The sequence below is a fragment of the Acidisphaera sp. S103 genome (genome assembly GCF_009765975.1).
Classification (GTDB): domain Bacteria; phylum Pseudomonadota; class Alphaproteobacteria; order Acetobacterales; family Acetobacteraceae; genus Rhodopila.
In genome coordinates, this window is record NZ_LMUJ01000059.1 from 57,612 (window position 1) to 71,578 (window position 13,967).

The 13,967-nt window shown below is 62.8% G+C and carries 13 protein-coding genes; 5 read left to right on the top strand and 8 right to left on the bottom strand.

The genetic code is table 11. The annotated features are described in order from the left end of the window. Both GSQ89_RS18575 and GSQ89_RS18580 read left to right on the top strand, forming a co-directional pair. On the top strand, window positions 1-1,692 hold a 1,692-nt coding region (locus tag GSQ89_RS18575; RefSeq protein ID WP_158927934.1), incomplete at its 5' end, for a hypothetical protein. A gap of 2 nt (window positions 1,693-1,694) precedes the next feature. After that, window positions 1,695-4,832 carry a CHAT domain-containing protein gene (locus GSQ89_RS18580; RefSeq protein WP_158927936.1) on the top strand — a complete coding sequence of 1,046 codons (3,138 nt, stop codon included), beginning with the start codon at window positions 1,695-1,697 and terminating at the stop codon, window positions 4,830-4,832. 33 nt (window positions 4,833-4,865) lie between these two features. Here the strand turns inward: GSQ89_RS18580 and GSQ89_RS18585 are convergent, their stop codons facing one another. Then, the gene (locus GSQ89_RS18585; protein WP_158927938.1) at window positions 4,866-5,003 is read right to left on the bottom strand and encodes a hypothetical protein; all 138 of its coding nucleotides are present in this window, start codon (window positions 5,001-5,003) and stop codon (window positions 4,866-4,868) included. 47 nt (window positions 5,004-5,050) lie between these two features. Between GSQ89_RS18585 and GSQ89_RS18590 the strand changes: the two genes are divergently transcribed. Both GSQ89_RS18590 and GSQ89_RS18595 read left to right on the top strand, forming a co-directional pair. Then, window positions 5,051-5,614, top strand: a complete 564-nt coding sequence (locus tag GSQ89_RS18590; protein WP_158927940.1) for an AAA family ATPase — start codon at window positions 5,051-5,053, stop codon at window positions 5,612-5,614. A 24-nt stretch (window positions 5,615-5,638) separates the two neighbouring features. Next, window positions 5,639-6,826 (top strand): FAD-dependent monooxygenase, encoded by a 1,188-nt coding sequence (locus GSQ89_RS18595; RefSeq protein ID WP_158927942.1) that lies wholly within the window; start codon window positions 5,639-5,641, stop codon window positions 6,824-6,826. 368 nt (window positions 6,827-7,194) lie between these two features. On the opposite strand, the gene GSQ89_RS18600 is transcribed toward GSQ89_RS18595, so the two are convergent. The 7 genes from GSQ89_RS18600 to GSQ89_RS18625 form a co-directional block, all read right to left on the bottom strand. Further along, window positions 7,195-8,397, bottom strand: a complete 1,203-nt coding sequence (locus GSQ89_RS18600; RefSeq protein ID WP_158927944.1) for an MFS transporter — start codon at window positions 8,395-8,397, stop codon at window positions 7,195-7,197. 252 nt (window positions 8,398-8,649) lie between these two features. Further along, entirely contained in the window at window positions 8,650-10,053 is a 1,404-nt protein-coding gene (locus GSQ89_RS18605) for a carbohydrate porin (protein ID WP_158927946.1), read from the bottom strand. Between the two features lie 266 nt (window positions 10,054-10,319). After that, a complete protein-coding gene (locus tag GSQ89_RS18610; protein WP_158927948.1) occupies window positions 10,320-11,087 on the bottom strand; it encodes a molybdopterin-dependent oxidoreductase in 768 nt (255 codons plus the stop codon). Next, window positions 11,084-11,713 carry a cytochrome b/b6 domain-containing protein gene (locus GSQ89_RS18615; RefSeq protein WP_256367334.1) on the bottom strand — a complete coding sequence of 210 codons (630 nt, stop codon included), beginning with the start codon at window positions 11,711-11,713 and terminating at the stop codon, window positions 11,084-11,086. The genes GSQ89_RS18610 and GSQ89_RS18615 overlap by 4 nt, the downstream gene beginning before the upstream one ends. Window positions 11,714-11,752: 39 nt before the next feature. After that, entirely contained in the window at window positions 11,753-11,947 is a 195-nt protein-coding gene (locus tag GSQ89_RS38565) for a hypothetical protein (RefSeq protein ID WP_216856260.1), read from the bottom strand. A 96-nt stretch (window positions 11,948-12,043) separates the two neighbouring features. Beyond that, window positions 12,044-12,433: a hypothetical protein gene (locus tag GSQ89_RS38570; protein ID WP_216856261.1), complete on the bottom strand. Its 390-nt coding sequence runs from the start codon at window positions 12,431-12,433 to the stop codon at window positions 12,044-12,046. Between the two features lie 255 nt (window positions 12,434-12,688). Then, window positions 12,689-13,084: a hypothetical protein gene (locus tag GSQ89_RS18625; RefSeq protein WP_158927950.1), complete on the bottom strand. Its 396-nt coding sequence runs from the start codon at window positions 13,082-13,084 to the stop codon at window positions 12,689-12,691. A 433-nt stretch (window positions 13,085-13,517) separates the two neighbouring features. Between GSQ89_RS18625 and GSQ89_RS18630 the strand changes: the two genes are divergently transcribed. Further along, window positions 13,518-13,940, top strand: coding sequence for a hypothetical protein (locus tag GSQ89_RS18630; protein WP_216856262.1), 423 nt, complete (start codon window positions 13,518-13,520; stop codon window positions 13,938-13,940). The last annotated feature ends 27 nt before the right edge of the window (window positions 13,941-13,967 follow it).

Below are 13,967 nucleotides of genomic sequence, written 5' to 3' on the forward strand. Positions count from 1 at the left end.
AACATCACGGTGACGCCATCCACGCCGCCGGGTACCGCCGATTTCCTGCTGACCGACCTGTCCCCGCTGGAAGTGGATGGTCAGATTTCGGTGCCATCCGGAAATATCTTCCTGTCGTCGGCGGACCCGGGCGGCATCACGGTCTTCGGTCCGATCAACGCATCCGGCCGGGTCGGGCTGCAGGCGGACTCGGTGAATCTTGAGGCCAGCATTACCGCGGGGGTCTTCGAGCTGGCGCCCTTCACTCAAGGCGGGACGCTGACCCTGGGGACGTTCGTGGAAACCGGCTTGGCCCTCGACTCGCTGACAGTGGGTGAGGGTTCCTCCATTCAGGCGGGGCTTCTCCGTTTCGGTGCGGTAACACTGCCGGGCTCGGCCGCGCCCACCACCACGGCCGGCTCGATCGTCGTGGCCGGCACATTCGACGTCCTTGGTACGAACCTGGAACTCGACGCCACCGGCGGGATCAGCGAGACAGGGGGGGCTTTGCTCAATGTCGGAACACTCACCGGCACCGGCGGCGCCTGGACGCTGACCGACCCCGGCAACACGATCAATGTTCTGGGCAACATCACCGCCAGCAGCTTTGTCCTGAATGACACCGTGCCGCTTGGCGTAAATGGCACCCTTTCGGGCGGATCGAACGCCACGATCACCGATACCGCGGACCTGTCGGTCGGCGGCACGATCACCGCGGCGGCGGTGGGCCTGACGGCCACCAACCTGGCGATCGCCGGTCTGGTCAGCGCCACGACGGCAAACCTGGTCGCCACGACAGGGTCCATCGTCGAAACCGGTTCGTTGGTTGTCGGCACGCTGACCGGCACGGCAGCGGCCACGGCCAACCTGAACGGAGCCGGTCCGTCGGCCAACCAAATCACGACGCTGCAAAATTTCAGCGCGGCAGACCTGACACTACGCAACGGCACCGATCTATCGATCGCGGGCTCGTTGACAGCATCGAACATCACCTTGCTCGCGCCAACCAGTCAGATTTCCCTTCAGGACGGCGCGACCATCGTGACCGGGGGGACCGCTCGGCCGGCGGGACCGATTACGGTGTCGTTGGAACCCGCGAATGGCGGACCCGGCACATTCATCCAGGCCGCTGGCTTTACCCAGGTCGGCAGCAGTTCAATCCTTGGTATCGACGGTCCGGCCACGCTTCAGGTCAGCGTCACCGGCAATATCCAATTTGACCCGCCGCTCGGGCTGACGGGGAACACCACCTGGCTCATCCTGAATCTGACGAACGGAACCGCGGCCGGCAACGTGTTCGTCAACGCGCTGGACCTCAGCTACACGCAGCCCGGCGCAGCCACACTTTTGGGCAGTGTCGCGGGCAACGCCACCAAAACCGCGGCGATGCTTGCCTCCATCCAGCCGGCGGTCAACAACAACTACACACTCAATGGCTGCATCATCGGCGCCACCATATGCCAGCCGATCGTGGTGCCGCCGCCGATCGTGGTGCCGCCACCGATCGTGACACCGCCGCAGCAGCAGAAACCATCTCTTTCGCTCTACACATCGGTTCTCGGCTCGCTCTACTCGTTCTTGCCCGGCACACCCGCGCCGCTGGTCGCCCTGCCCAACTTCAAGCTGGTCGCACTGCCGGTTCTGCCGGCCCCGCCCGGCCAACTGACCGACCCCGATGTCGTACCGCCCAACATCTCGTATCAGGACTATTGACCATGCGCTCGAAGTCCGGGACCTGGCGGCACGTCCGCGAATTGCTTTCCGCGCTGGCGTTACCCCAGTTGGCTCTATTCTGCGTGGCCCTGTGCGTCGTGGCCGCGTGCGAGGGACCGCCACCAAGCGCCTATATCGGCGGCGCTCCCTCGGGGCGGGCGACGAGTCTTGGAACCGACGCCGGCGGCGATGCGTGCAATCTGCTGCCGTCAGGCGTTGCCAACTCCGCCGACATTTATTGTGGCACCTGGCAGGCGCCGGCAGCGCACGTACGCGTCGCCGGGTCGGGCGACCCGGCGTCTTTGCGTGCCCTCGCGACCACCGGACCCTGGCGTGAGACGTTGGACCTTCGTTACGCGTGCGATGCCCCGGTACCGACCACGATCCTGGGTGGTGAACCCGCGCTGGTGATGCAATGCACCCGCCGCGTTGGCGGTTGGCCGCAGATCGCGCTTGCCGCGGCGATTAACGGCAAGGCCTATCTGGCCGACGGCATCCTGCCGATATTGCCGGTGATGGAGCGTGCGATCGGTGTGCAGTCCGGACGCGTGACGGGCAATGTCACCTCACTGCAACGGTCTGCAATGGATGCGTTGCTCACCCGGCAACTTGCCGCCCATGCCTTCAGTGCCAGCGATGTCGGCGATTACGAGAAGCTGATGGCCCTGGGCGCGCGGAACAATCTGGCCGAGAATTTCGCAGCCGCCGAAACCGCATACCGAGCGGCCTTGGCTTTGCAGCAGAAGGCGCTTGGCGACGCCAATCCAGACACGGTCGATGCAATGATGAGCCTGGCGCTGCAGCTCTCCGACCAGCAGCGCTTCGCCGAGGCCGATGCATTGTTTCGGCGTGCAGAGCCGCTCGTATCGAGGGCCACCGACAAGGCCGCCCCGGCCCGCCTGTGGCACTATGAGGCACTGAACGACCTCAACCAAGGTCGGAACGCGCAAGCATTGACGCTGTTGGATCGAGCGGATGTGGGATACGCATCTCTGGTCCCGGCCGGCAGTCTCAGCGGCGCATCCAGCCCCGCGGCGGGCTTCGCCAGTAACGAGACCCAGGCGCAGGCTGTCGCGCCCGTGACCGATGCGCAACTGATGGTGGACCCCACCGCCCAATCCTCGTTGATGGGACTGATCGAGGTTCGCCGCTACAAGGCGATCGTCCTGCGTCTCCTCGGGCGTCCAGCCGAGGGTCAAGCTGCGATAGACTCGGCTGAAACACTGGCCAGAACGAACAGTTTGCTTGTCCCGTTGGTGGCCGCCCGGCTGATCCGCACCGCGGGCAATATCGATGCGGCGTCTGGCGAAACAGGTGCGACCGCGGCGTTGGCGCGATCGCAGCAGAATTTTTCCGATGTACTCCCACAGACAAGGCCGGTCGCCGAGACAGCACTGTTGCAGGCTCGGGAGTACGCCGCGCACGGCGACACCGACAGGGCAATCGCCCTGTGTCGTGGCGCGGCGACGCTGCTGCGGGAACTCCGGTCTGGTACCGACTCGGCCTTACTCGAACCGTGCCTCGCATCCTATGCGCTGGCCGCCAACAAAGATCCGGCGGCGCAGCAGGGTTTGCTGCGGGACATGTTCGAGACCGCTGAACTGGCGCAGGGCAGCATCACCAGCCGCGAAATTGGCGAGGCCGCGGCCAGGTTGGCCGCAAATGCGCGGGATCCCAAGGTTGCTGCGGCTATTCGCCGGCGCCAGGACGCCGCTGACAAATTGACCGGGCTGAATCGCCAGCGCGATGATCTCGCGCATCGCAATTCGCCGGATGCCGCGCCTCCCGCGGCAAGCGCCATCCCGCCGGCGGACCTCGACAAGGCAATCGCCTCGGCACAGGCCGATCTGGCAGACGCCGACGCGGCGTTGCAGGCAGCGGCGCCGAACTATGGCCAGTTGGTCCAGGAGGTCGTTCCGGCGAGCGACGTGCTGAAGTTCCTGCGGCCGGATGAGGCGTTCGCCGCCATCGTGCTCACCCACGACGGCGGCTGGACGTTCTTGCTACGCAACGGCCAGATCACCGCGGCGCCGATCCACGCTGATGCGGCTGCCATCACCGCCCTGGTTGTCCGCCTGCGCGCCAGTATCGAGGAGACCAGCGCGGGGGTGCCCGTGTTCGATATCGCGACCGCGCAGAAGATCTACGACGACACGTTGCGTTCGGTGGCGCCGGAGCTCGCGGGCACCAAGAGTTTGGTGGTGGCTCCATCAGGCGCCCTGCTGTCCTTGCCGTTTGGCGTGCTTCTGACCGGCCCCGCCGACCCGTCCAACCTCGCGGCGGCGCCATGGTTGATCCGGCAAGTGGCCGTCGCCCATGTGCCGTCCGCAGCCAATTTCGTCGCGCTACGCAAGGCTGGCGTGTCTCACGCGCCGAGGGCGTGGTTCGGCTTCGGCAACTTCCATCCCGTGACCTTGCGGCAGGCCGAAGCCACATTCCCGACCGCCGCTTGCCATGACAGCGCGGCGCTGTTCGCCTCATTGCCGCCGTTGCCCTCGGCACAGCGCGAACTCGACGCAGCGCGGGCGATCGTCGGCGGCAACGCGTCGGACCAGCTTATCGGTTCGGCATTCACCGCCGCCGCCGTGCAGCGCACCGATCTGAAACGGTACCGCATCCTGCACTTTGCCACCCACGCCCTGCTACCCGCCGAACTGCGCTGCCAGGATGAGCCGGCGATCGTGACGTCTGCGCCGACGGGTGCGGTGAACGCCACGGGTGCGCTTCTGACCACCAGCGACATCGTCAGCCTAAATCTGGATGCCGATCTGGTGATCCTGTCGGCCTGTAACTCCGGTGGGCCGGGCGGATCAACCGCCGGTGAGAGCCTGTCCGGTTTGGCTCGGGCGTTCTTCTATGCCGGAGCCCGCGCCTTGCTGGTGACACACTGGTCGGTGAACGACCAGGCGGCGGCTTACCTTGTGGTGGACACGTTGCATCGGCTGCAAACGGCGCCACAAGCCGGTCTGGCCGTGGCGCTGCAACAGTCTGAACTGAGTATGCTGAACGCCGCCGGCCACGGTATGCCCGCCGCCATTGCACATCCGTTCTTCTGGGCGCCGTTCGCGGTCACCGGCGACGCGGGTGCCCGGCTGCAGACCGCCACGCAGAAAAATCCGGAGAGCCCGTTTCCTGGTTGAATCCAGACCGTAGGAAAGACGCGGCCGGAGGCATCATGGCCTCCACGGATACACTCCGGCGCCGCGCGGGACGACGCAATGGACGGGGTCGTGTTCGTCGGCCTCCCGCAACGCCGCGTTCAGTTCGCGCAGCAGCTTGCCGCTGAGGGCGTTCCGCCACGCCCAGGGCAAGTGTTACGGCTTCCCGACTGCCCGAAACCACGCTACTCCCGCGTTACATGCCCCGGATCCATATCCTGGGAGCCTCTGGCTCCGGCACATCGACGCTTGGTACCGCCCTCGCCCGGCGGCTGCGTGTGCCGCATACGGATGCCGACAGTCTTTACTGGATGCCGACCGATCCGCCTTACACCACGCCTCGGGCGGCGGCTGACCGGCAGGCGCTGTTGCTGCGCACGCTTCCTGTCGACGGGCGCTGGGTGTTTTCCGGCGCGGCGACCAAGTGGGCAGCACCGTTGGAGGCGCATTACGACCTGGTGGTGTTCCTGCGGCTCGATCCGGCGCTGCGCATGGTTCGGTTGCGGCGGCGGGAAGCGGCTCGGTTTGGCGACCGGATCCTGCCGGGTGGCGATATGGCGGCGATCAGCGCGTCATTCTTTGCGTGGGCGGATGCTTACGATACCGCCGGGTCGTCGCGGCGCGGTCTGGTGACGCACGAGGCGTGGCTGGCCGATCAGCCCGCGCCGGTGCTGCGGCTGGATTCCGTTGCGCAGGTGGATGAGCTTGTCGATTCGGTGGTGGCCGCGATCGGATGCTTGGCGTCAAGCGGCGGTGGTGGTTGAACGGCGGAAAGCAGGGGGAAACCAATGGCTGACATTCTGATCGCCGGGGCAGGCCTGGGTGGGTTGACCGCCGCGCTGGCGCTGATCCAGCGTGGTCATCGGGTGCGGGTGTTCGAGCAGGCCAACGAATTGCGGGAAGTCGGCGCCGGCGTGCAGCTTGGCGCCAATGGGACTCGCGTCCTGATCGCTTTGGGGCTGGAGGCGGCGATGCAGCAGGTTGTTTGCGCCGCTACCAGCAAGGAAATGCGTCTCGGAACAACCGGCCAAAGCTGGCGGACATTCGACCTCGGGGAAACCTCGGTCGAGCGGTTCGGCGCGCCGTACTGGATGGTGCATCGGGGCGATTTCCACAAAGTGCTGCTGGATGCGGTTCGGGCCGCCAGCCCTGAGGCGGTCCGAGCAGGGAATGGCTGCGTGGGGTTCTCGCAGGCCGAGGATGCAGTGACCCTGCATTTGGCCAGCGGTGAGGCAGTCTCCGGCGATCTGCTGATCGGCGCGGACGGTGTTCACTCCCGCGTGCGCCAGCAGATGTTCGGCCCCGGCGCCGCGCGGTTCACCGGTATCATGGCGTGGCGCGGGCTGGTGCCGATGGAGCGCCTGCCGCCGCATCAGCGCCGGCTGGTCGGCGCCAACTGGATGGGGGTGGGCGGCCATGTCGTCACCTATCCGCTGCGGCGCGGCGAGATTCTGAACTTTGTCGGCGTGGTGGAACGCGACGACTGGCGAGTGGAATCGTGGAACGAGCCAGGCAGCCGTGAGGAATGCCTGCGCGACCTGGCGAACTGGCATGAGGATGTGAAGACGATCATCCGCAATATCGATACCCCCTACAAATGGGCACTGCTGGGGCGGGAACCGCTGAATCATTACGCTCAGGGACGGGCCTGCGTCATGGGCGACGCGGCGCATCCGACGCTGCCGTTCCTGGCGCAGGGGGCCAACATGGCGCTGGAGGACGCAGTGGTGATCGCGCGTTGCCTGGACCTGTGCGACAGCCCGGCAAAGGCGTTGCGCCGGTATGAGAATGCTCGGTTGCAGCGCACGGCGGCGATCGTGCGCGGGTCGTCGGACAATACCAAGCGGTTCCATAATCCGGCGCTGGGGAATGCCGAGGGGGCCGCGGCGTATGTGGAGCGGGAGTTCCAGCCGGAGAAGGTCCGGCAGCGTTACGACTGGCTGTACGAGTATGATGCGCTGACGGTGGCGCTGTAGGTTTATTCCGTCATCGGTTCGCAGAGGGGTTTGATCGGTTCCCCGGCCAGTATCTTGCGCAAGAAGGGGACGGAGTCCTTCAGCGATGCGTTCATCGTCTCGCCCTGGGCGAGGCCGGCATACAGGCACGCGGTACCAAAGTAGGCCTCGACGGGATCGGGCCGATCATCGCGAGGAAGCGAGCGTTCATGGCCTCACCACACGATTTGTAAAAAATGCCCGTTAGGGGATCCGGCCGCAGCGTGTGCCCAACCCGGGTTACATCTTTCGATTGTTCCGCCTATGAGCAATCAAAGCCAAATTCCGACGCGCCATCCAAAGGTTCCACAAATCCTTCGATGACCCATTGGTCGGCACAGCATGCGCCTTCAAACCGCCGCCGAAACTGCCACCGTCGGCACGCGGTGCGCACGGACGGTCATCGCGATCAACGCCGCGGCAACGCCAATCGCAGACGACGCGACATACAGCCATCCGTATCCGCGGAAATGGTCGAACAGCCACCCACCCACCGGCGCACCAAGCGCCATGCCCAGCGTCGAGATCATGGCGACAACACCGAAAACGCTGCCCATGATTGCCGCTGGAAAATACTCCCGCACCAGGATCGCGTACAGCGGCATCGCCCCGCCGTATGAAAAGCCGAACAACATAGACACAGCGTAAAGCGTGCTCAGGTCGCGGGCCGGCAAGTAGAGTGCGATCGCCACGGCCTGCAGCGCGAGGCACGCGACCAGGGTGTGTTTCGCCCCCATGCGGTCAGCCAGCAGGCCGCAGACGATGCGGCCGGACAGCGCCGCGAGGCCGGCTGCTCCGAGAACCGTTGCTGCTGTCAGCGGCGCCACCCCGCACTCAGCCGCATAGGAAACCATATGGAAGATCGGTCCGGAATGGGCGGCACAGCAGGCGAAATTTGCCAGTGCCAGGCTCCAGAACACCGGTGTCCTCAGCGCCTGTGCCAACGTCATGTCGGTCCGTTCCGCCACAATGGCGGTCGTGGTTTCACCAATAACCACAGGGCGCAGTAGCAGTGCGGCCGGCACGATGACCGCCCAGGCCATGAGGCCCAACGCACACATGGCAAAGCGCCAATCATGCGTGACGATCAGCCATCGGGCGAACGGCGCGATCAGCGTTGTGCCCAGCGCCAGACCGGCCGAGACCAGGGAGACAGCCAAGCTGCGATGGCGGGTGAACCAGCTTGCGGTGGCAGCGGTCAGCGGAACGTATACCGCCCCTACAGCGAGGCCGGCGACCATGCCGTAAGCCGCCAAAAACCAAGGAAGGCTTTGGGCCTGGCTCGCCAGCACGAGGCCAAGGCCTTGCAATAGTCCACCGAACAGGACGACGACCCGAGCGCCGTACCGATCGTATAGTCGGCCCCAGAGAAACCCGCCGATACCCATCGAAAGGAAGGCGAGGGTCGAACCGGTCGAAATTTCCGCGCGTGACCAGCCAAGGGAGTCGGCCATCGGCAGCAGGAAAACGCCGAACGACATCAGGCCGCCCATCCCGACGCAGCCGACGACCACGCCCACGGCGACAATCACCCAGCCATAATACAGTTTCATCTTGGACTTCCCTTGGTCGGTGACCGACAGCTTAACGCAAATCCGGAATTAACTCGATAGAAGTGGCCTGGATCAAAGACCGGCGCCCGGCATCTCCGACTCGATCTTGCCGATTGCCTGGCATGACTGAAAGGCGCGGATCTCTTGCAAAGGTATACCTTCGGTAAGGCGAAAGAATACTAAGCTGCGGATTGTGTTTCGTCGTCTTCTTATGATTTACCCCCCTGAATCATCGCACCGCCAGTCATGCAATCAGAAGACGAGCTTCGTCTGAAAGCCGAAAACCCACGCATCCGGGACGTGCTTGAACGTGAACGCGCTTGGATTGCCGACATATTGCACGTTCGGGTGGAGTAGCATCCAAGGGGTGACCTGCAGTCCGTACCCGATCTCCACATTGTTTTCGCCCAGTTCCAACGCCGGATTCTCTATGCCCTGTGCCTGCAGCAGGGCATTTTCCTTGCTGATCAAATTGCTATTGACGGTATCCCGGACGTAGCCAATCGCTATGAAATCATGTGGGCGGGCGGCGAACAAACCCTGCGCCACCAGCGCAGCGACATAATATGTCGGCATTTGTGCGGTCCTCTTGTCCGATACGGTCGCGTCCAACACCACGATCAGCCCGCGATCGGTTCCAGGCTCAAAACTCCAGACCATCTGGTCAATGAGAACGTAACCGCCGTATCGGCCAGAAAACGTGGCCTTCGTGTTCGTGACATCGGGCGCATCGGACGTATCGTAGTAACCGCCGATTTTGTAATGCCCGGGCAAAGTGCCCGCGCCGAGACTGACGGTCTTACCGAACTCGACCGGGATCAGCGCCCCGGTCGATCCCTGCAAGCTCAGCTTGAACCCGTTGTCGTGCTCGGCGTAGGTCGGGTTCACCTCGAACACCCCGGTCTCTGCATAGATGTCATCGGGCAGATTGAGCCGAACACGTGCGCCCCACTTTCCCGCGGGATAATCCGACCATCCGCTGTTGGTGGGGAGCGAATTCGCATGAGCGCAGAACGAGTCATTCTCGAAGTCGCACAGGAGCGCCGTCCGAGCGAAGTCATCGCCCATGACAACGAACCCCGCTTTCACGTTCAGGGTTTTGCCGAACAGAAACTGATCATAACTGAGTTCGGCCAGGCGGGTATTGTCTCCGTCGCCGTAGATCTCCTGGACGGCAATCTTGTTCCCGATGAAATCGGCCGACGTGCTGCGGCCCTCCCGGACATTGAAACTGACGTGAAAGGTGCCGCCGGTCAGATCGGCCACCTTGCCCATATCCACGTCCATTCCAATGGCGAGCTGTTGGGCGTAATCGCCGCCGATCCGTTTGCCGCCGGAAAAATTATAGGCATATTCGCCGATATAAGACGCCCTGAAGTTGAAACCATCCTGGCTCAGTCTGGCACGAAGACCCCCCCAGTCGCCTGTCATGGTCGATTGGGTCAGCCAGTTCTCCAGGGATTGGCCCAACGAGACCGTGGGAGGCGTCATGTTCGGAGAGCCAATTGTGACGGTTGGCGCGGATTGCGATTGGGCATGACCAGGTTGGCTGATGCAAATCACTAATCCCAGGGTGAGCAGTCGCAGAATGTGACCGCGGAATCTTCCGCCATGAACGGGATCGAACGATTGCCGACGTTCGATCCGGCAACGCATGATAGCTGTCATTGACGTTCCTCACCGTAACGAGTCGCTTTAGAGAGAAATGGACCACACCAGTTGACGCCGAACGCCAGCTTGTTGGACAGGAACCAAGGAACGGCCCAAGGAGACACATCATCGGGACCCAATCGACCGATCGCCTGGCAGTCAATTGGGCAGCCCTGAATGCAACCGGCTGGCGCTTTCGTCAACCGCTCGGCCCGCATTGCTTGCGGTTACGGTCGAATGTGGGCAGCCTGCTCCTCGAGAACGGAAATCCGCTATGACCCCGAGAACCAGTTGTAGCCCTGGTCTTCCCAGAAGCCGCCTGGATATGTGTTGGTTACGGAGATCGCCTGGATATTCTTGGCGCTCTTGAAACCAAGCTTGGTCGGTATTCGCAGGCGTACCGGAGCACCCCATTCAGGGGCGAGCGGTTGGTCGAGAAAATCGAGTGCCAGGATAGTTTGTGGATGCAACGCGCTCGGCATGTCGACACTGGTCGAATACCCGTCAAAGCACTTGAAGGACACATAGCGTGCCCTGAGGTCCGCACCGACCCTTTGCAGGAAGACATGCAGCGGCACACCGCTCCACTGTCCGATCTGGCTCCAGCCCTCAATGCAAATGTGCCGCGTCACCTGCATCTCGTTGGGAAGCGAGCGGAGCTTTTCCAACGTCCAGGGCGCCTTGTCCGCAACAAGACCCGACACTTCCAGCCGCCAATCCTCGGGCACGCCCCGGACCTGCCATTCCTCGTAATAGGCGTTGAACCGGAACGGTTTCGTTACGGCACTGGGTGGATAGGTTTGTGCAAGGCGCCGGCGGGAGAACAGCGCCGCCTGCACGCGGTCGTCGAATCGCAGCATCGCCCAAAGCGCCGCGTCGACACCGGAATGAGTGAATAGATCGCAGCCGGTCAACAGCGCCAGGCCACCGAGCGACAGCGCACGCTTGAGCGCGAAGCGCCGGCCGATCCGAATTAGGTCAGGCTGGATCTCGTCTTCCGTCACTGCCGCCTTTAGACGTTCCGTGTGAGGGCGGATCATCGTGCTGTCCCCTCGGGCTCGACGGCCACGTTCGCGACCATCGCGACAAGAGTGCGTGGGAAAATCGCCACCAGCGTGAGATGCACGATGAGGAACAGCGCGATACAGATCATCGCGGCGAGGTGGATGAGGCGGGCGATGGGATAGCCACCGAACAGGTCCGTGAGCCAGCCGAGTTGCACCGGCTTCCAGATCGACAGGCCGGTCGCGACCGCAACACAGATGGTCACGATAACGCCCGTGTAGAGCAGGCGCTGCACGGCATTGTAATGTCTGAGGCTGTGGCCGAGTTTGCCGGTCAGCGCGCCCCACATGTCACGGATGACCGCACGTGGCCCGCGTGGGCGGATATCCCGGCGGAAATGCCCGCTGCAGAAGCCATACAGCAGGTAGGCGCTTCCATCCACGAACAGCACCCACATAACGCTGATGTGCCATGCGATCCCACCCGCGAGCCAACCGCCCAGAGTAATCCAGCGGGGAAACATGAAGGGCAGGCTTGGCGACGCATTGTAGATGGCCCAGCCGCTCAGCATCATGCAGAGGACAGATACCGCGCCAACCCAGTGCATGATCCGGATCGGCAGGGGATGGGTCGGGCGCGCCGGCCCGTGTGTCGTGAGCACACGGGCCGCGTTGGCTTGGGACAGCGACGTCGTGCCCCGTCAGATCGGCGGAACCGCACCCTGAGTGCCGACAATGACCAGTCCGGCGGCGGTTTTGCCACCGTCCACGGCGGCATTCACGAATACCCCGACGCCGGGCTTGATATCGGACACGGCACCGAATTGCATCGTGACGATCTGTGCCGTAGGCGGCACAAGGACCCTCTGTTCGCCGCCCTTGTAGGTTATCGTCAATTGTTTGGCCCCACCGCTTGCCGACGCGGTCGCTGCCGTTCGTCATGGAGCTGTTCGTGGTCCCGCCTTGGGCAACGGCGGCGACGCTGCCGTTGGTCATGCTGCTGGCGGTGTGCGTGTCGCCGGCCAGGGTGGTGTCAGGCTCCTGTCCCAGCCGAAATGTCCTTCCGCCGCGCCCTTCATCGCCGGCGGGAAGATAATGATGTCGAGCGCCACATGCTTGCCACCGACGTCTTTGGCCGCCACGCCGATATAGCTGTCGGCCGTGATGTCTTTCAGGCCGGCGTGGACAGTCGTCAGATACTTTGTGTCGTCACTAACCGACATGGACACGTCGTCGGTCGCCGTATGCACTGTGACCTGGTTACCCGTAACCGTGGTCACGATACCGCGGAGCCGTTCGGGCTGGGGCGCTGCGCTGGCAGTGATCGCAGCGATGGAAATTCCCGCCGTGGCAACGAGAGACAGCCTGAAAGCTCGAATCATGGTGTTGTGTTCCTTATAAATTAGGACCCGGGAGCGGCTCGCCCATGGTGCCCGTTTCTGACCAGGCGACGTGTCGTGTTCGACCGCATGCACCACGCCGTGTCATGCTGTGCTACATCCCGATCCTCCGCGCATGAAGGCTGCGCTTCGGTTGGACCATGCCCGTGCTGCTGAGCAGAGAATAAGGTCAGTCAAGACGGAAGAAAATACTTGCTATTCGGCAGGCACTCCTTCGCGCCGCGATCGAATGACCGTTCATAGCCGCTCGGTGCAGGCGCCTACTGGCGCAAGTTCGCCCAGACGGAAGCGTCGGGGTTCTGTTACGACATTTTGTTTGGCCGAGAGCAGGACGGCGATGGTCTGGCCGCGGCTGTCGACTGCTCGATACAAGTACATGCAGCGACCTGTGACCCTGCCGTTGGTCATGCAAAGGTACGGTCGGATCCGCTTCTCCACTTCAACGGCATAGACCTGAATCCAGCGGAAGACGGTGGGGTGCTCCACCTTGACACCGCGATCCCGCAACATGAGTTCGAGATCACGATAACTGATGGGAAACATCAGATACCAACGAACCGCCCACAGGATCACCTCAGCAGTGACCTGCCGCCCTTTGAAGGCCTGATCAGCCGGTCGCCGCTGCTTCACCATGGCTTGGTTTGTATCCACCCCTCGCAGCGAAAAGTTGCAACAGAACCGGGTTGCGACGGTGCAAATGACTGTTTCGAGGACATCGGCAGCCCAGCGAAGATGCGGTGTCATCGGCCATATACGGGAGCTATATACTATCATCTATATAACGCATTATTATCATATAGAAACACATAGATAAATATACCGATAATATTTCTTTTTTACTTCCGGACCTCCGATATGAAATCGAATTTATAGATCATCCTGGTGCAATGTTGGGCACCAGTACGGGAACGGGATCATACAATCCGACATTTCGAGGGTGAACCCGCGGAATCCGGATGCCGGCGGCAAGATCAGGCAGTGTGTCGACGCAAAAAAGCGCGCGACTCACTGGCACGGGTCTTGCTGTCGCAATGATCATTGCCCCGAGGCGACAGGAGAGAGAAAGATGCGACTAACGTTACGTACTCACGGACCATTTGCCTGGCTTCTGGCAATGGCATTGTCTTCTGGAGCCGCCCTCGCGGCAGTATTGCCGGTAACGAGCCAGGACGCATCACCCTTCGACGGCACTTACCGAGGTATGAGCAGACTTGTCGAAACCAGCGCCGCACGCTGTGACGCCGGTACCGCGATCGATTTCCAGGTGAAACACAGCCAGTTTCATTTCGCTTGGCGACCCGGCCAGGATGCGATCGTCGATGTCGGTCCAAGGGGAACCTATTCGGCGATGTTGCGCGGCTCATTCGTCGCCGCGGACAAGCATATGGAAGTGCTGCCGCGCATCGACGGCCACTCGGACGGTCACGTTATGGCCGGCGAATATGGAACAAGGTGGTGTAAATACAGCTATCAACTCGATCGTATTTAGATCAAGGGCTGACCTGGGCGCGACACG

Excerpts from the sequence above, each read along its gene's own strand:
- GSQ89_RS18600 (WP_158927944.1), bottom strand. The coding sequence starts at position 8,397 with ATGAAACTGTATTATGGCTGGGTGATTGTCGCCGTGGGCGTGGTCGTC.
- GSQ89_RS18625 (WP_158927950.1), bottom strand. The coding sequence starts at position 13,084 with ATGGTGAAGCAGCGGCGACCGGCTGATCAGGCCTTCAAAGGGCGGCAG.
- GSQ89_RS18610 (WP_158927948.1), bottom strand. The coding sequence starts at position 11,087 with ATGATCCGCCCTCACACGGAACGTCTAAAGGCGGCAGTGACGGAAGAC.
- GSQ89_RS18580 (WP_158927936.1), top strand. The coding sequence starts at position 1,695 with ATGCGCTCGAAGTCCGGGACCTGGCGGCACGTCCGCGAATTGCTTTCC.
- GSQ89_RS18630 (WP_216856262.1), top strand. The coding sequence starts at position 13,518 with ATGCGACTAACGTTACGTACTCACGGACCATTTGCCTGGCTTCTGGCA.
- GSQ89_RS18595 (WP_158927942.1), top strand. The coding sequence starts at position 5,639 with ATGGCTGACATTCTGATCGCCGGGGCAGGCCTGGGTGGGTTGACCGCC.
- GSQ89_RS18590 (WP_158927940.1), top strand. The coding sequence starts at position 5,051 with ATGCCCCGGATCCATATCCTGGGAGCCTCTGGCTCCGGCACATCGACG.
- GSQ89_RS38570 (WP_216856261.1), bottom strand. The coding sequence starts at position 12,433 with ATGATTCGAGCTTTCAGGCTGTCTCTCGTTGCCACGGCGGGAATTTCC.
- GSQ89_RS18605 (WP_158927946.1), bottom strand. The coding sequence starts at position 10,053 with ATGCGTTGCCGGATCGAACGTCGGCAATCGTTCGATCCCGTTCATGGC.